Genomic DNA, 17332 nt, shown 5'->3' with positions numbered 1-17332 from the left:
TTCTGATGATAACTCTCTCACGCCGCCGGTTACTGACCGGCACGGCGGGCCTGCTGGTGGCTGGCGTCCTGGCTCAGGTGCTGCCCGCCAGCCTGGCCTTTGCCAGCCCTCCGCTGGCCGCTGCGGTGGCACCGTCCGCCAGTTTTCGCGCCATCTCCGTCAGGCTGACCGCTTTTGACCAGCCGGATGCCCTGCTGTCCCAGCGCCTGTACAGCTGGCTGCATGACCATTTCCCCCAGCTGGACAGCCAGCTGGATACGCTCAACACGCTGCTGCAACAGCAGCCTGATGCCAACGGCAGCGCCCTGTTAACGCTGCTGGCGGCGCAGCCTAAAGCGCTGAACGACCTCTACCAGGCGCTGGTTTCCGGCTGGTATCTCGGCGTGGTCGGCCCGCTGCCGCGCCCGCAGTGTATTGCCTTTGAAAATATTGCCAGCTATCGGCTGGTTCGCGATTCCCTGTTACCGCCGAGCTATGCGCCGGGGCAACCTGATTTCTGGACGCAGCCGCCAGCAAGGAGAGCACATGTCTGATTCATTAAGCGCCGATGTGGTGGTGATTGGTGCCGGGATTGCCGGTTCGCTGGCGGCACTGAAGATGGCCAACGCGGGCGCTTCGGTGCTGATGCTGGAGTCCGGGCCGGAGATTAAACGCGACGAAGCGGTGGAGTATTTTCGCAACTCGCCGTTTAAAGGCGACTTTACCGAACCCTTCCCGCCGCAGCCGTGGGCACCGCAGCCGAAGTTTATTCCTGCCGATAATAACTACCTGATCCAGAAAGGGCCGGACCCCTATCGCGCCCAGTACCTGCGCGGCATCGGCGGTACCACCTGGCACTGGGCAGGCCAGGCATTTCGCCTGCTGCCGAACGATATGCGCATCCACTCTCTGTACGGCATCGGGCGCGACTGGCCCATCAGCTACGCCGAACTGGAGCCGTACTACTGCGACGCCGAATACCAGATGGGCGTCTCCGGCGACAGCGATCTGGCGTCGCCGCGTTCGCGCCCCTACCCGCTGCCCGGCATTCCGCTGCCGTACGGCTTCGAACGCCTCAGGCAGCGCCTCGGCCCGCTGGGCTATGAGGTGGGTATTGGCCCGCAGGCGCGCAACAGCATCGCTTACGATGGCCGCCCGGCCTGCTGCGGCAACAATAACTGTATGCCGGTCTGCCCGATCGATGCGCAGTATCACGGCGGTATTTCGGCGCGTAAGGCGCTGGATGCCGGGGTGAAAATCGTTGCCAATGCGGTAGTGTTCCGCATTGAAGCTGATGACAAAGGGACCATCCAGGCGGTGCACTACCTCGATCGGAACAAAGTGCGCCATCGCGTCACCGGTAAACAGTTTGTCCTGACGGCCAACGGTATTGAAAGCCCGAAAATTCTGCTGCTCTCCACCAGCGAACGCTACCCGGACGGCATCGCCAACAGCTCCGGCATGGTCGGGCGCAATCTGATGGATCACCCGGGATCGTCGGTGGAGTTCTACGCCGATGAGCCGGTGTGGTTTGGCCGCGGGCCAATGCGTCCGGGCAGCATCAATAATCTGCGCGACGGGGATTTCCGCAGCGAGCGCTCGGCGCTGCGCATCGACCTCGCCAATACCTCGCCGGTGCGCTACCTCACCGAACGGCTGGTGCGCCAGGGCTACTACGGCAAAGCGCTCAACGACAAGCTGGCCTTCCAGTCCGAACGCTTTGTCCAGCTGAAGTGCCTGCTGGAGATGCTGCCGGAACCGCAGAACCGCGTCACGCTCAGCAAAACCGAAAAGGATGCCTGGGGCATTCCGCGGCTGGAGGTCTACTACAGCTTCCCGGAATATGTGCATCGCGGCTATGACCAGTCGATGCTCGACTTCCAGCGCATGGTGAAGGAGATGGGCGGCAGCGAGGCGATCTACAGCAAGCGCGGCGTTTACGACAATAACCAGCACATTACCGGCACCATGATCATGGGCAGTAATCCGCAGGATTCCGTGGTGGACGGCCACTGCCGCACCCACGATCACCCGAATCTGTTTATTGCCGGAACCGGGATCATGCCGTCAGCCTCGACGGTGAACTCAACGCTGACCGGAACCGCGCTGGCACTGCGTATGGCCGACAGCGTTCTTTCCAGCCTGTAAGGAGCACCCGATGAAAATTGTTTTAAGCACCTTCGTCATCGCGGTGGCCCTGATGCAGTGCGCAGCGGCGCAGGCGGCAGACAACAGCGCGCTGATCAAGCGCGGCGAGTACCTGGCGCGGGCGGGCGACTGTACCGCCTGCCATACCGCCACCAACGGCCCGCTGTTTGGCGGCGGCTTTGCCGTCAGCACCCCGTTTGGTCAGATTTGGGGCAGTAACATCTCTTCCGATAAGCAGTACGGCATCGGCAGCTGGAGCGACGACCAGTTTGTCGCGGCAGTGCAGGAGGGCATTGGCAAAAATGGCGAGCAGCTCTACCCGGCGATGCCTTACGACTCCTTCACCAAAATGAAGCGCGAGGATGTGCTGGCGATTAAAGCTTACCTGATGTCGATGCCTGCGGTGCATCAGGCGTCACCGCAGACCGACCTGCCGTTCCCGTTCAATCAGCGCTGGGGGATGCGCTTCTGGAAGTGGTTCAACTTTGACCGGGGTGAGCTGCAGAACGATGCGCAGCAGAGCGCACAGTGGAATAACGGCCGCTATCTGGTTGAGGCGCTGGCGCACTGCGGCACCTGCCATACGCCGCGCACTCTGACGATGGGCATGGATAACGATAAACCGCTTGCAGGCGGCGATCTGGGCGGCTGGCTGGCGTACAACATCACGCCGGATAAGCAGGCCGGGATTGGTGACTGGAGTCAGCAGGAGCTGGTGACCTACCTGAAAACCGGCTTTGTCGCCGGAAAAGCCAGCGCCTCCGGCCCGATGGCGGAAGCTATCGAGCACAGCCTGCAGTACCTGCCGGAGAGCGATCTTGAGGATATTGCCACCTGGCTCAAGAGCGTGAAGCCTCAGGGGGATAAGCAGCAGACCCGGGCGCGGGACAGCTGGGGGCAACCGTCGAATGCGCTGATTGCGCTGCGCGGTGCGGATGCCGCCACGCGTGATGCGCAGCCGGGTGCGGTGGTGTTTGCCGGCAACTGCGCCAGCTGCCACGGCGCGGACGGGGCGGGTTCGGGCAAAGGCTTCCATGCCTATCCATCGCTGTTCCACCACACCAGCACCGGCGCGGCCGATGCGCGTAACGTGGTGTCGGTAGTGCTGAACGGCGTGCGCCGCCACATGGCCGAAGGCGAGATCTTCATGCCCGCCTTTGCCCCGGAGCTGAGCGACCAGCAGGTGGCCGACGTCAGTAATTTTGTCAGCCAGCAGTTTGGTAACCCGGCGGCGGCAAACGTCAGCGCGAAGCAGGTTAATACGCTGCGCGAGGAGGCCAAACTGGCCTCGCCACCGGTTTTCCAGCAGGGCGATAAGCCTTAAATGGTCTCACCCATAAAGATCTGATAGCTGAGATCGACCGAGTCGGCGACAAAATGACTGTCGCCGATTTTTTTTAGCAGCAGCTCCGCGGCGGTGTAACCGATCGCATAACGCGGGGTGATGACGCTCGCCATTGTCGGGTACATTTCGCGGCTGATATCCAGCCCGTGAAAGCCGGCGATGGCAATACGCTGCGGCACCGCAATGCCGTGACGCTGGCAGTGCAGCAGCGCACCGAGCGCCAGATCGTCATTGGTGCAGAACACCGCATCAAGGTCGGGATGCCGCTCCAGCGCGCTGGCGAGCATCGCCGCCCCCAGCTTCTGCGAGGAGATCGCCTTTGGATTGATGCGCAGCCCCACCCCGCCGTGCTGCTCCATCGCCTGGCAGTAACCCTGATAGCGAAACTCATCGCGCCGGTCATCCTGCGAGCCAAAGTAGATAATATTGCTACGCCCCTGGTCGAGCAGCACCCGCGTCATATCGTAGCCCGCGCTGAAGTTATTAAAGCCAACCTGCATATCCAGACAGCCGCCCTGGGTGTCCATCACTTCAACAATCGGGATCTGCGCCGCACGCAGATATTTCACCGCACGCAGGGTGTGATCCTTCTCGCTCAGCAGAATGCCGTCGATGTTGTACGACAGCAGATTGATGATCTGCTCCTCTTCCGTCTGCCTGTCGTAGTTGTAGTTGGCGATCAGCGTCTGGTAGCGCCCCTCCTTGGTCGCCGCTTCAATGCCGCTCAGCAGGTCGGCGAAGATCTGATTTTTAAACGAGGGGATCAGCACGCCGAGGGTGTAGCTTTTCGAACTGAGCAGCATCTCCGGCGCGCGGTTGGGAATGTAGTTTATCTCTTCGATGATCTGCGCGATTTTCGCCCCGGTCTGCGGCGAAACGCGGTCGGGGGTGCGCAGATAGCGGCTGACCGTCATCTTGGTTACGCCAGCAAGCGAAGCGATGTCCTGCAGGGAGATTCGGTGCGCGCGCATCAGGGTTCCGTGATTAAATGTGAAAAGGGGCGACCAGAAAATCGGTCGCCCCCTACTGTACAGCACAAGATTAATGAATAATCGCGTTCAGGATCAACACCCCTGCCAGGCCGAGGAAGGAGATCAGGGTTTCCATCACCGTCCAGGTTTTCAGCGTTTCGACCACGCTCAGGTTGAAGTAACCTTTGAACAGCCAGAAGCCCGGGTCGTTAACGTGGGAGGCGATAACGCTACCGGAGCCGACCGCCAGCACCATCAGCGCCGGGTCGGCGTGGGTGATAGCGATAATTGGCGTGACGATACCCGCGGTAGTAATCGCCGCCACGGTTGCTGAACCCAGCGCGATACGCAGCATCGCCGCGACCGTCCAGCACATCAGCAGCGGAGACAGCGACGAGCCTTTCATCATATTGGCGATGTAGTCGCCCACGCCGCTGTCGACCAGCACCTGCTTAAAGGCACCGCCACCGGCGATAATAAAGACGATCATGGCAATGGCGGCAATCGACGAACCGCACATCTCCATCACCTCTTCCATCTTGCGTCCGTTACGCAGGCCGAGGGTGAAGACGGCAATCACCACCGAGATAAACAGCGCCACCGCCGGGTTGCCGACAAATTCGAAGAACTGGCGCAGCACGTTCTCTTTCGGCGTGGTCAGCTCAAACACCGCCGCCACCGCCATCAGGATCACCGGGATCACTGCGGCAAAAATGCTGGTCCAGAAGCCCGGCATTTCGTGGTCTTCGAAGATTTTCGGGTTATACAGCCCTTCCGGCGGCGATTTTTCAAAGCCTTTGAGGAATTTAGAGAAGATTGGCCCGGCGATAATCACCGTCGGGATGGTGATGATCATGCCGTACAGCAGCGTGGTGCCGAGATTGGCGCCAAAGATGGTGGCGATCGCCGTCGGGCCCGGGTGCGGCGGCAGGAAGCAGTGGGTGACCGACAGCGCGGCAACCATCGGCAGGCCAACGTACAGCATCGGCATACCCGATGCGGCAACCACGGTAAACACCAGCGGCAGCAGCAGCACGAAGCCGATTTCATAGAACATCGCCAGGCCGACGATCAGCCCGGTGACCATCAGCGCCCACTGCACGCGCTGCTTGCCAAACGAGGCGATCAGCGTGGTGGCAACGCGCTGCGCGGCCCCGGTGTCCGACACCAGTTTCCCCAGCATCGCCCCGAATCCGAGGATCAGCGCCAGGCTGCCGAGCGTGCCGCCAACCCCCTTCTGGATTGAGGCGATAACGGCCAGCGGCGTCATCCCTTCCGCCATCCCCACCACGGCGGAGACAAATATCAAGGCGATAAAGCCGTTGACCTTGAAGACGATCATCAGCACCAACAGCAGGATTACGCCAATAGCTATTATTGTAATGGGCATAAAGCACTTCCTTTGAGGTAGAGGTAGGTACAGGTGAATAAGTTGTAGCTGTTACACCGCCACTCGCATGCCACCATCGACAAAAAGTAAGTGGCCGTTCACAAAATCAGAGGCTTTCGATGCCAGGAACACCGCCGCCCCGATCAACTCCTCCGGGTTACCCCAGCGCGCCGCCGGGGTGCGCTTGCACAGCCAGGAGGTGAAGGCTTCATCATCCGCCAGTGCCTGGGTCATTTCGGTTTTGAAATAGCCCGGGGCAATGCCGTTGACCTGAATATTGTGGCGCGCCAGCTCCACGCACATGCCGCGCGTCAGCATGGTGACCGCCCCTTTCGACGCGGCATACGGCGTAATGGTGTCGCGCCCCAGCTCGCTCTGCATTGAGCCGATGTTGATAATTTTACCTTTCTGGCGCGTGACCATCTGGCGGGCCACCGCCTGCGAGACCAGGAACACCGCCGTCTGGTTGACCGCAATCACCTCGTTCCAGTCCTGCTCCGGGAATTCGAGGAACGGGCGGCGGCGCTGGATCCCGGCGTTATTCACCAGCACGTCAATCGGGCCTATTTCACTCTCAATCTTCGCTACCGCCGCGTTCACTTCGGCGGACTGGGTGACGTTAAAGGCCACCGCGTGGGCCTTAAAGCCCTGCTGTTGCAGCTCGGCGGCGGCTCTCTCTGCGCCCTGCTGGGTGGTGGCGTTGATAATCACCTCTGCCCCGGCTTCGCACAGGCCCTTCGCCATCAGAAAGCCGATGCCGCGAGCGGAACCGGTGATCAGCACGCGTTTGTTTTCCAGCGAGAAAAGTGTGGTCATGGTCATCCCTTAAAAAGTTAGCTGCACTTTGGCGGCTTTGCTCTTGTCACCGGCAAACTGCAGCGCCGCATCGATATTCTGGTAGTCATAGGCACCGCTAAACAGCGGCAGTGGGTTAACCGTGCCGTTGCCGAGCCACTCAACCGCCGTATTGAACTCGGTGGTGAAGCGGAAAGAGCCGACCAGATTAATCTCTTTGGCGATCAGCATCATGATCGGGAAGCCCGGTACGTCGCCGCCCATACCGACCTGCACCAGCGTGCCTTTGGCGCGGGTGACTTCCAGGCAGCGGGTCAGCGAGGAGGGATGGCCGGAGGCCTCAAACGACACGTCAAAATAGCCCTTATCCGCCAGGTAGGGCGCAAAATCGCCGTCTGCGGCATGAATGGTGCGGGTAGCGCCCATGGCGGTTGCCATCTCCAGCGAGCGCTCGCTGACGTCGGCACAGACCACCTCCGCCGCGCCTTTGGCTTTCGCCGCGGCGGCAATCAGGCAGCCAATCGGACCCACGCCGGAGATAAACACTTTTTTGCCTTTCAGCGCGCCGCCCTGGTTGGCCGCGTGAATGCACACCGCCAGCGGTTCAGCGAACACCATAATGGTGTCGTCGGCGGCGTTGTCGTAGGGGATGCACTGCGCGCTGTCGACCACTTTGTACTGGGTAAAGCCGCCGTCCACGTGCGGGGTATACATCGCGCTGCCGAAGAAGCGCATGGTGGTGCACTGGTTATCTTCATCCGCCAGGCAATACTTGCAGCAGCCGCACGGCTTCGACGGGTTAACCGCCACTTTCTGCCCCTCTTTTAGCGCCGGGTTATCGCTTTTCACCACCTGGCCGATCACTTCGTGGCCGAGGATCATCGGCATCTTCACCGCAAAACTGCCGACTTTACCGTGCTGGTAGTAGTGCAGATCGGAACCGCAGATGCCGCCGCGCGTGATGCGCACCAGCGTGCCTTCGCCCAGGTAGTTGACCTGCTGGCTGATGACTTCAACCTGTTCTTTACCGTTAATCATGCAGGATTGCGTGATGGTGCTCATGACGTACCTCTAAATGCGTATCAGTTCAGCTGCCTATCAGACAGATGTTTATCTTGTAAAACTGTGAATCAGATCACCAAAATTCATGTTACTAAACCCATGTTACGCATAACGTGAAGCAGGTAGCCCTTTCAGGGTAGCGGGAATCAGTGGCGCGCATCACAAAGCCAATAACTGCACTTTCGTCACGGTCATATCACCGCTACAGTAGAACTCATCCGACCACTTCAGGAATCGCTGACGATGAGCGTCTCACTGTTTGCCCCCCTCGACCTGGGATTCACCCAGCTTAAAAACCGTTTTCTGATGGGTTCGATGCATACCGGGCTGGAAGAGCACCCGGATGGCGCGGCGCGGCTGGCCGCTTTTTATGCCGATCGCGCCCGTGCCGGGGTGGCACTGATTGTTACCGGCGGCATCGCCCCCTCGCCGGAGGGGGTGGTGAGCAGAGGCGCTTCGGTGCTCAACGACGCGTCGCAGCTACCGCATCACCGCGAAGTTACCGACGCGGTGCATCAGGCGGGTGGCAAAATTGCCATGCAGATCCTGCACGCCGGGCGCTACAGCTATCAGCCCGCGCTGGTCGCCCCTTCTGCACTGCAGGCGCCGATTAACCCGTTTACACCGCGCGCGTTAAGCCATGATGACATTGTCCAGCTGATCGCCGATTACGCCCGCTGTGCGCGGCTGGCGCAGCAGGCGGGCTATGACGGCGTGGAGATTATGGCCTCCGAAGGCTATCTGATTAACCAGTTCCTGGTGGCGCGTACCAACCAGCGCGACGACGAATGGGGCGGCGATGAAGCCCGCCGTCAGCGGCTGGCGCTGGAGATCCTGCGGGCGGTGCGCGCCGCCGTCGGTGAGGCGTTTATTATTATCTTCCGCCTGTCGATGCTCGACCTGGTGGAACAGGGCAGCACGCTGGAGCAGACCATCCGCCTGGCCAAAGCGGTGGAGCAGGCCGGTGCGACGCTGATCAACACCGGCATTGGCTGGCACGAGGCGCGCATTCCGACCATCGCTACTTCGGTGCCGCGCGCGGCGTTTGGCTGGGTAACGCAGACGCTAAAGCAGCATCTGCGCATCCCGCTGATTACCACCAACCGCATTAATCACCCGGACGTGGCGCAGGCGCTGCTGGACGAGGGCTGCGCTGATATGGTGTCGATGGCGCGGCCGTTCCTTGCCGACGCGGAGTTTGTGCTGAAAGCGCAGCAGGGGCGAAGCGATGAGATCAACACCTGCATTGGCTGTAACCAGGCCTGCCTCGACCAGATTTTCGTCGGCAAGCTGACCTCCTGCCTGGTGAATCCACGCGCCTGCCACGAGACCGAGCTGGTGATGACGCCCGCGCAGCAGATCAAACGCATTGCGGTGGTCGGTGCCGGGCCTGCCGGGCTGGCGTTTGCCGTTAACGCCGCGCAGCGCGGCCACCGGGTGACGCTATTTGATGCCAGCCCGCAGGTTGGCGGCCAGTTCAATATTGCGCGTCAGATCCCCGGTAAAGAGGAGTTCAGCGAGACGCTGCGCTACTATCGCCGCCAGCTGGAGCTGCACCATGTTGTCCAGCGGCTGAATCACACGGCCCGTGCAGACCATCTGGCCGGGTTTGATGAAGTGGTGCTGGCGAGCGGTATCGTGCCGCGCACGCCACAGATCCCCGGCATCGATCACCCTTCGGTGCTGAGCTATCTCGACGTGATCCGCGATAAAAGACCGGTCGGGCCGCGCGTGGCGATTATTGGCGCGGGCGGCATCGGCTTTGATACGGCGGAGTACCTGGCTGCCAGCGGCGAGCAGACCGCGCTGGATATCGCTGCATTTTGCCAGCAGTGGGGCATCGACCGCAGCATGCAGCAGCCCGGCGGCCTGAAGCACCCGGTTCTGCCTCACAGCCGTCGTGACATCTGGCTGCTGCAGCGTAAACCCGGCAAGCCGGGCGCCGGGCTGGCAAAAACCACCGGCTGGATCCACCGCGCCAGCCTGCAAATGCACGGTGTGCAGATGTGGGGCGGCGTGCAGTATCTGCGTATTGATAATGACGGGCTGCATATTCTGCGCGACGGCGAACCGCAGCTGCTGGCAGTCGATAACGTGGTGATCTGCGCCGGTCAGGAGCCCAACCGCCGTTTAGCCGATGCGCTGATGGCGCAGGGGAAGCAACCGCATATTATCGGCGGCGCGGATGTCGCCGAGGAGCTGGATGCCAGGCGGGCAATTGCCCAGGGCACCAGGCTGGGGCTGGCAATTTAGTGCCGGAATAGCGCGGGGCCAGGCCGGAACCTGTCGGGCACTTAACTCGCCAGGATAACCTGGTCACGCCCCTGCTGCTTCCCTTTGTACAACGCTTGATCCGCGCGTAGCAGAGCGCTTTCAAAATCCTCCGCCGGGCGTATTTCGCTCACGGCCAGGGTTGCGGTGACGGTAATGGGCTTATCACCTGTCTGTCCGGCCCAATTGCGGATGCGCGACAGGATTTTATCCGCTACTGTCTCTGCCGCTTGCGCCGATGTCAGGGGCATCAATATCAGAAATTCTTCGCCCCCCCAACGCGAAGCCACATCCGTCGTGCGCACATGACTGCCGATCGCCTCCGCGACGCGTTTGAGGATCAGATCGCCCCATTCGTGACCCAGGCGATCGTTAATCTGTTTGAAGTGATCGACGTCCAGCAAAATGATGGCTGTTGGCCCCGACTCAGATAATTGCCCGACCTCCTGCATGACCCGGCGGCGGGTGTAGAGATTGGTCAGGCTATCGCGATTGGCCGTGTGAAACAGTTTGGACTGCACAGAACGGGTGAAGCCCACGGATAAGGCGGTGCAGTGCAGCAGCACGCTAAGTGCGGCAAACACATTGATGACGCCGATCACCTCCAGCAACTGCCCCCCGACGCCAGAATTGATCCCCATGTGCCCTCGTAACGCAAACCCAGCCACCGAAACGGCAACGATGGCAAAATTGAGCATTAAACGTGGTACGGGTGCATGTTGAAAACTAAACGCGATAATCGGGATCAGGCAATACAGGTAAAAGTAAAAATTGCTGTCCCAACCCAGCTCCCAGGTCGCCAGCAGGGCATGCAGAATAATTTCTACACTCATCAATATGCCAGTAAAACTATAGCGACCTGCGCGTATCGCCTTCAGGCAGAACACATAAACGAAAATACTGACGACATTACCCGCTGCAAGGGAGGGAAATTGCAGCACGATAAACAGGATGAGAAATACGATGTGAATACCTAAGGCGAGCCACACAATGGGCACAATGTGCAGCCAGAACTGTCTGGTCGTTTCGCGCAGCAGTTGTGCGTTGTCACGCGACGATAGGGTATTCATCAGGCAGCCTCAGTGGAGAGATGGAATGATATTATTACAGTTGATAAGTGCGAAACGTAATGCAGGGTGTGAAGAGTGTGATGTGGTCGTACAGGATTAATTCAGCGTGACTCTGGCGCAGTCTGACTGGCGTGATAATCCTGACTATCAGAGTTCCTGCAGTGACTGGGTGACGACACGAGTCAATTCGCCAATGCGCGGTTCGCAGCGGCGATAATAGGTCCACTTGCCCACCTTGCTGGCTTCAATCAGGCCTGCATCATACAGCACCTTGAGGCAGAGTGAAGTGGCGGGCTGCGATAAGCCCGCCTTATCCTGAATGAGGCTGGCGCAGACGCCATATTGTTCGAAGGGATAGAGCTGGGAATAACCAGCAAACGCTTCTTCAGGATTTTTTAGCCATTTCAGCACTGCAACTCGCGTGGGGTTGGACAGCAACTTTATGGCATTTTCCGCTGACATGCAGCCTCACAAAACATCAGGATGGATAAACAGGATAATCAGTATATCCTTTCTCATCACCGCCATACAGTGAGGAATTATCCGCGATATTGAGAGGATGGCCGCATTTTAAACGCTGCGGTAAATCCGGATTGGCAATAAAGGGGCGGCCAAAGCCGAACAGATCTCCCCAGCCTTTTTCCAGCATCCGTTCCGCTTTTTCCTGGGTATAGCGGCCTGAATACATAATGGGCGAACGGAAAGTTTCGCGCAGGGCGATCCTGAAGCTTTGCGGCAGCTCCGGACTGTTTTCCCAATCGGCTTCCGCAATGGAGAGATACCCCACTTCGAGCTGGTTGAGCAGCTGCGCGGCGCGCAGGTATGTGGCGTGCGGATCGCGCTCAACCAGTCCCAGATAGACGCGCTCTTCATCGGTGCTCGAAAACAGCGGCGCAAAGCGAACGCCAACGCGATGGCTACCAAACACCGAACTGACCGCCTCGGTGACTTCGCGCAGAAAACGCAGACGATTATCCAGTGAACCGCCGTACTCATCATCGCGAAAGTTAGTATGTTCAGAAATAAACTGGTTAATCAGGTAGCCGTTGGCGGAGTGCAGTTCGACACCGTCGAAACCCGCCGTTTTCGCATTCTCCGCAGCGATTCGATAAAGTTCTACGATCTCTTTCACTTCTGCGGTGGTCAGCTCGCGCGGCGCGCTGGGTGCCGTCAATATTCCGGCTCCAGGCGCGGTTTCAATAAACACCCTGACGTTATCAGCGGCTACGGCTGAGGGGGCCACCGGTGGCTGGTTGCCCGGCTGAAGTTCGTGATGCGAAACGCGCCCCACATGCCAGAGCTGGCAGAAAATCGTGCCGCCTTCCTGATGTACCGCCTCGGTGACTTTTTTCCAGCCGGCAATCTGCGCAGCGCTGTGAATACCGGGCGTCCACGCATATCCCTGGCCGCGGGGTTCAATTTGTGTGCCTTCCGTCACCATAAACCCTGCGCTGGATCGCTGGCGGTAGTATTCCACCATCAGATCGCTGGGGATGTTGCCCGGCTGTGCGCTGCGGCAGCGTGTCAGAGGGGGCAAGGCGATACGGTTGCGTAGCGGCAGGCCACCCAGCGTCAGGGGGGTAAAAAGAGATGACATAACGAAAAATCCTCTGGCTGATAAAGTGGCGACATTATATTTATACATTTAAATTTGTAAATGCATTGTCCGTTCTTTTTTTCTCTGGCGCAACGTGGATAACCCTTCTCCTGCAGCCCGGATCCACTGCGAATCCGGCCTTTTATCTGCGGACCGGGCGGACCAGAAAAGAGGGTCCGCCCCTACGCGACTCATACTGGCTGGCTCTAACGGGAGGAGCGAAAAATAATAAAAAGCCCCTGCAACGGGGCTTGGTACCACGATGCTTTAGTCTGTAGTTTTGTCCGGCCGGGGGGGTCTCTTTGCAGGCTTCAAACACTCACCGACGTAGCGCCCATCGACGATTTTAATCTCACCCGAGGCCAGCTTTTCACGAACCAAACGGCCAGCGGCTTCGTGGAGTCGCTTACCCAGTTCCAGCGTCAAACGTTCGACCGCAGCGTTGTGCTGCTCAATAGTATTTTGTGGTGACGACATAACATCTTCCTCCTTTAGCAACATCACTGTAGGGGTGCCAGCCAGCAAACCTGGCCTTAAACAACCTGCTCTGTTTGAATCCATTCACACCCAGGGCTTTACTGTACAGAGTTGTTAAATCTGTTTTGCGCTGATGCTGTAGATCAATGGCGGCACAGAAGACATAAGCTCCTGCGTGACAAACACTATAATGATCAAAAATTATACTTGCAACCTCACGAAAAACGCTTCCAGCGTTATTAGCGGAATGACTAACATGACCGAACCCTTTAAATGACACGGTATCAGGATCAACCTCATCGAATGCCAAAGTCCATACTCCGCTGGCAGGAAATACGAAGTCAGGCTTAACGACAAATATATCAACAGCCTTACCGTTAAGATCATGAATATTTTCAACTCGTTGAAACCCAACGCCAAATAACTTCCCCCCAACAGAAAAAAGCCTGTAAATCATTTCACTACCGAATCGATCGTCAAAGGGTGCAAGCCACTGAATCGGGTTATTATTCATAGAGCGCCCCCTTGCTCTTGCTGCTTTTAGCGCCTCAACCAGATGCCGATCTGTTCCATGACTTTCAGGTCGAGGTGATTAATCCCCCAAGCTTGCCTCATAATTAAAATAATTTTATTAAATCTCTTTCAACTGACTTACTTCTCTTTATTTTTGGAATCGCTCTCGCAAACTATTTTCCCTGTTACAGCGATTTTTCATAAATTTAAAGTTCTGTTAAGCGGGTAGTTTCAACATGGAGGTAGCGGGCGGACCAGAAAAGAGGGTCCGTCCCTACAACAGTCGACGTCTGAAAGTGTAGGGGCCGATCATTTTTTTCGTTCGGCCGGTGGAATGGTTTCCACCCGCTTTTCTGGTAGCATCGAGCTCTTTCCCGCTTTGAGGAATTCACCATGCCCTCCCCTTATCGCTCACCGCTGCTTTCCCGTTTTGACTGGCTCGACCACGCGTTTCTGCCCGCCGGGGAGCGCCCGCCGCAAGGGACGATCTACAATCAGCAGCGCCATAGCGCGCGCGTGATCCGCGATGTTGAGGCCCTGCCGGTCAAAAGCCAGGATGCGGACGGGTTAATTGGCAGCGGGTCCAATCCGGTGGCGGTATACACCGCCGATTGCCTGCCGATCTTGCTGGCCGATACGCGCCAGCAGCAGGTGGCGGCGGTACACGGTGGGTTAAAAGGGGTGCTGAGCGGCGTGCTGATTAATGCGATACAGGCGTTATGCGCACGCGGGGCGACGCCGGATAGCCTGTATATTGCCATCGGCCCGGCGATTGGGCCGTGCTGCTATGAGCTGGGGCAGGATGTGATGGCGTGCGCGCAGCAGGATGACCCGCAGCAGCTGGCCGGGTTGCTGCCGTGGTCGGCGCAGGCGGTCAACAATCCGCTGGCGCAGCGCGCGCAGGCGCAGGGCACGACGGGGGGAGTGTGGTTCGATCTGCCGCTGCTGGCACAGCGCATTGCCCGACGTGCGGGCGTGCCGCAGGCGCAGATTGAGCAGGCGGGGATTTGTACCTACTGCATGGCGGAGGAGAAAGCCAGCTACCGCCGCAACAGCCATTGCCAGCACGGGTATGAGCAGCGCTTCTCGTGGATTGCGAAGCGGTGATAACAGCGGGCGAGGCATGCCTCGCCACTACGGTGGTGCAGGGTTTTCGTAGGGGGCGGGCATGCCTCGCCACTACGGTAGTGCGGGGTTTTCGTAGGGGTCGGGCATGCCTCGCCACTACGGTGGTGCAGGGTTTTCGTAGGGGTCGGGCATGCCCGACCCGCATGATTTACGGCATCTTCACCGAGCGCAGCACCACAAATTTCTGGTTGCTGGCGACGGTCGTGCAGTTACCAAACAGCTTTTTCATTTTGTGGTAGTTATCGAGGTGGCGGTTGCCGACAATACGCAGCTCGCCGCCGTCCTGCAGGCAGCGGCGCGCATCGCGCAGCATCTGCCAGGCGATATGGTCGGTGACCGCGCTCTGCTGGTGGAACGGCGGGTTGCACAGCACCGCGTGCAGGCGATCGGACGGGAAGCCGGCCAGCGAGTTATTGACGCGAAACTCGCTGCGCGCCAGATCCTGCGGGCGGTTGGCTTCAATGTTCATGCGGCTGGAAGCCACCGCCATATACGACTCATCGACGAAATGTACCTGTGCCAGCGGGTTCTGCTGCAGCGCCATCAGGCCTATCACCCCATTGCCGCAGCCGAGGTCAACAATCTCCCCTTCCAGATCGGACGGCAGATGCTGCAGGAAGAAGCGCGCGCCCACGTCCAGCCCGCCGCGCGAGAAGACGTTGGCGTGGTTGCCGATCTGATAGTCGGTGCCATCCAGCTGCCAGCGCGCAATCACGTCACTCTCTGCCAGTGCTGGCTTTGTGAAGGTGCCGTAAATCAGACGCGCTTTTTTCCACGCCAGCGAGGTGGTAGTCGGGCCAAGCACTTTTTCAAACAGCTGCAGGGTCGAGGTGTGGATGTCCTTCGCTTTACCGGCGGCGATAATCTGGGTCTGCGGGGTAACAACAGCGCGCAGCGCACGCAGCTGCTGCTCCAGTAATGCGAGGGTCTTTGGCACTTTCATCAGCACGCGGGCCGGAGCGGCCGGTAGCGCTGCCAGGCTGTCCAGCAGCTGCACATCGCCCTCATCCAGCCCGTTGAGCGCCAGGTTCTGCCGCGTCGCCTGCTGGTTCAGCCACGAATCACTGATGCTGTATACGCCCTCGCCCGCCAGCGCACAGCCCAGCGCGCCGAAGGTATCGTTAAAGATCAGCGTCGGGCCGTTAACCGGGGCATCATCAAGATGGCGCAGCAGATATTCGTCGGCCGCATCCCAGGCCTGCAACGGGCTCTCTTCGCGCATTTGTGGAAATCGATGCAGCGTCAGCGTGCGGTTGCTCAGTTCAAGTTGGCTCATGGGATCACCTTAGTGGTAAAATTTCCGCGTTTTATCCCCTAAAACGGGCGCGCAGTAAACGTTTTTCTTTAATGGAGTTCGCATGTCGTCACTGATTTACCTGCAAGGTTACCCTGAATCACTGCTGTCACAGGTGCGCACGCTGATCGAACAGCAGCGTCTGGGCGAGGTGATCAACCAGCGTTATCCCTCCACGCACGGCATCACCAGCGATAAAGCGCTGTATGATTACGCGCTGGATTTAAAGAATCAGTCGCTGCGCAATGCCCCGCCGTTAAATAAAGTGCTCTACGACAGCAAGATCAAAGTGATGAAGCACGCCCTGGGGCTGCATACCGCTATTTCCCGCGTGCAGGGTGGCAAGCTAAAGGCCAAGGCGGAGATCCGCGTGGCGACCATTTTCAAACAGGCGCCGGAAGCGTTCCTGCGTATGATTGTGGTACACGAGCTGGCGCACATCAAAGAGAAGGATCACAACAAAGCGTTTTATCAGCTCTGCTGCCATATGGAGCCGCATTATCATCAGCTGGAGTTTGATACGCGGCTGTGGTTAACGGCGCAGGCGCTGGAGGGGCGCGAGAGTTAATTTAAGTCGTCATCTCGTCAGAATAATCCTACGGAAACAGAGGATTGGACTGATAGACAATAAATGGGGCCAGGAGTGTAATGAGATTATTCTAATTACACGGTCACCTGATTATGTCCCATATCGCCATACTTGATAGCGACGCATTTTGTATTAAAGGCGTTGAGGAATATTTTAAACTCAGCGAGATCCCAACAGTCGGCTGTTCTTCGCTGATCCAACTGGAAAATATCCTACAGAAAAATCGGATTAAGGTTGTCATTAGCGAGCTCATGACGGATAGCAATAATCTGTTCGCCTGCATTGATTTCTATAAGAATTTTCAGCACCGCTGGCCTACCATCAAACTGGTTATTTTTACCCGCCTGCGCGACCCGGCACTGATTGCTTACGTGCGTAAAACTCTGCCGCGCTGCGAGCTGGCATTTAAATATGAAAGCGCTATTGCCCTGTCGCTCTGTATTACACCGTCAAGGTTGCATCAGCAAACCGTTGAAGAGGAGCTGGCCTGTTATCAGAAGGATATTTTAACCGCGCGTGAGTTTTATCTACTGCGCTTCCTGTCGGAAGGGAAATGCCATAAGGATATTTCGCGCCGCTTGCCGCTGAGCATTAAAACCATTAGCTACTATAAATTAAAAATTATGGAGAAGCTGAAATGCAAAAACATGGCCGACTTCCAGAAAAGAATGAATGACTTTGGGGTTTACTATTATCAGTAACC

The 17332-nt window shown here is 58.2% G+C and carries 17 protein-coding genes; 7 read left to right on the top strand and 10 right to left on the bottom strand.

Annotated elements, in window-relative coordinates:
• Positions 1–5: 5 nt before the first annotated feature.
• From QLG07_RS03595 to QLG07_RS03585, 3 genes are read left to right on the top strand one after another with little or no spacing between them, the layout of a single operon-like run.
• Positions 6–533 carry a sugar dehydrogenase complex small subunit gene (locus QLG07_RS03595; RefSeq protein ID WP_187498835.1) on the top strand — a complete coding sequence of 176 codons (528 nt, stop codon included), beginning with the start codon at positions 6–8 and terminating at the stop codon, positions 531–533.
• Positions 526–2127 (top strand): GMC family oxidoreductase, encoded by a 1602-nt coding sequence (locus tag QLG07_RS03590; protein WP_282468496.1) that lies wholly within the window; start codon positions 526–528, stop codon positions 2125–2127. Before QLG07_RS03595 ends, QLG07_RS03590 begins: the two co-directional genes overlap by 8 nt.
• A 52-nt stretch (positions 2128–2179) precedes the next feature.
• A complete protein-coding gene (locus QLG07_RS03585) occupies positions 2180–3451 on the top strand; it encodes a cytochrome c (protein WP_282468509.1) in 1272 nt (423 codons plus the stop codon).
• Here the strand turns inward: QLG07_RS03585 and QLG07_RS03580 are convergent.
• The 4 genes from QLG07_RS03580 to idnD all read right to left on the bottom strand — a co-directional run bounded on the left by QLG07_RS03580 (position 3448) and on the right by idnD (position 7690).
• The gene (locus tag QLG07_RS03580; protein ID WP_048917420.1) at positions 3448–4443 is read right to left on the bottom strand and encodes a LacI family DNA-binding transcriptional regulator; all 996 of its coding nucleotides are present in this window, start codon (positions 4441–4443) and stop codon (positions 3448–3450) included. The two genes, QLG07_RS03585 and QLG07_RS03580, sit on opposite strands and share 4 nt — an antisense overlap.
• A gap of 70 nt (positions 4444–4513) precedes the next feature.
• The gene (locus QLG07_RS03575) at positions 4514–5833 is read right to left on the bottom strand and encodes a gluconate:H+ symporter (RefSeq protein WP_048917421.1); all 1320 of its coding nucleotides are present in this window, start codon (positions 5831–5833) and stop codon (positions 4514–4516) included.
• A 51-nt stretch (positions 5834–5884) separates the two neighbouring features.
• A complete protein-coding gene (gene idnO, locus QLG07_RS03570; RefSeq protein WP_048917422.1) occupies positions 5885–6649 on the bottom strand; it encodes a gluconate 5-dehydrogenase in 765 nt (254 codons plus the stop codon).
• A gap of 9 nt (positions 6650–6658) precedes the next feature.
• Positions 6659–7690 carry an L-idonate 5-dehydrogenase gene (idnD, locus tag QLG07_RS03565; protein WP_282468495.1) on the bottom strand — a complete coding sequence of 344 codons (1032 nt, stop codon included), beginning with the start codon at positions 7688–7690 and terminating at the stop codon, positions 6659–6661.
• Positions 7691–7933: 243 nt separating this feature from the next.
• Here idnD and QLG07_RS03560 point away from each other — a divergent pair, with 243 nt between their 5' ends.
• A complete protein-coding gene (locus tag QLG07_RS03560; protein ID WP_282468494.1) occupies positions 7934–9943 on the top strand; it encodes an NADPH-dependent 2,4-dienoyl-CoA reductase in 2010 nt (669 codons plus the stop codon).
• Positions 9944–9984: 41 nt separating this feature from the next.
• Here the strand turns inward: QLG07_RS03560 and QLG07_RS03555 are convergent, their stop codons facing one another.
• The 5 genes from QLG07_RS03555 to QLG07_RS03535 form a co-directional block, all read right to left on the bottom strand.
• Positions 9985–11031, bottom strand: coding sequence for a diguanylate cyclase (locus QLG07_RS03555; protein ID WP_282468493.1), 1047 nt, complete (start codon positions 11029–11031; stop codon positions 9985–9987).
• Positions 11032–11178: 147 nt separating this feature from the next.
• On the bottom strand, positions 11179–11493 hold the full coding sequence (locus QLG07_RS03550; RefSeq protein ID WP_048917426.1) for a helix-turn-helix transcriptional regulator: 315 nt from the start codon (positions 11491–11493) through the stop codon (positions 11179–11181).
• Between the two features lie 16 nt (positions 11494–11509).
• Positions 11510–12628: an alkene reductase gene (locus QLG07_RS03545; protein ID WP_282468492.1), complete on the bottom strand. Its 1119-nt coding sequence runs from the start codon at positions 12626–12628 to the stop codon at positions 11510–11512.
• 267 nt (positions 12629–12895) lie between these two features.
• On the bottom strand, positions 12896–13105 hold the full coding sequence (locus QLG07_RS03540) for a hypothetical protein (RefSeq protein WP_282468491.1): 210 nt from the start codon (positions 13103–13105) through the stop codon (positions 12896–12898).
• Positions 13080–13619: a hypothetical protein gene (locus QLG07_RS03535; protein ID WP_282468490.1), complete on the bottom strand. Its 540-nt coding sequence runs from the start codon at positions 13617–13619 to the stop codon at positions 13080–13082. The genes QLG07_RS03540 and QLG07_RS03535 overlap by 26 nt, the downstream gene beginning before the upstream one ends.
• Positions 13620–14011: 392 nt before the next feature.
• Here QLG07_RS03535 and QLG07_RS03530 point away from each other — a divergent pair, with 392 nt between their 5' ends.
• Positions 14012–14725 (top strand): polyphenol oxidase family protein, encoded by a 714-nt coding sequence (locus QLG07_RS03530; protein WP_062818471.1) that lies wholly within the window; start codon positions 14012–14014, stop codon positions 14723–14725.
• A gap of 169 nt (positions 14726–14894) precedes the next feature.
• On the opposite strand, the gene rlmG is transcribed toward QLG07_RS03530, so the two are convergent.
• A complete protein-coding gene (gene rlmG, locus QLG07_RS03525) occupies positions 14895–16022 on the bottom strand; it encodes a 23S rRNA (guanine(1835)-N(2))-methyltransferase RlmG (protein WP_099753561.1) in 1128 nt (375 codons plus the stop codon).
• 82 nt (positions 16023–16104) lie between these two features.
• On the opposite strand from rlmG, the gene QLG07_RS03520 reads away from it, so the two are divergent.
• Entirely contained in the window at positions 16105–16608 is a 504-nt protein-coding gene (locus tag QLG07_RS03520) for a M48 family metallopeptidase (RefSeq protein WP_187497810.1), read from the top strand.
• 272 nt (positions 16609–16880) lie between these two features.
• A complete protein-coding gene (locus QLG07_RS03515) occupies positions 16881–17330 on the top strand; it encodes a LuxR C-terminal-related transcriptional regulator (RefSeq protein ID WP_062820891.1) in 450 nt (149 codons plus the stop codon).
• Positions 17331–17332 lie beyond the last annotated feature (2 nt).

Origin of the sequence: Erwinia sp. V90_4 (assembly GCF_029967685.1) — a bacterium.
Taxonomy (GTDB): domain Bacteria; phylum Pseudomonadota; class Gammaproteobacteria; order Enterobacterales; family Enterobacteriaceae; genus Erwinia; species Erwinia aphidicola.
Note: the sequence above shows the minus strand (reverse complement) of the source record. Positions and strands in the feature narration are given on the sequence as shown.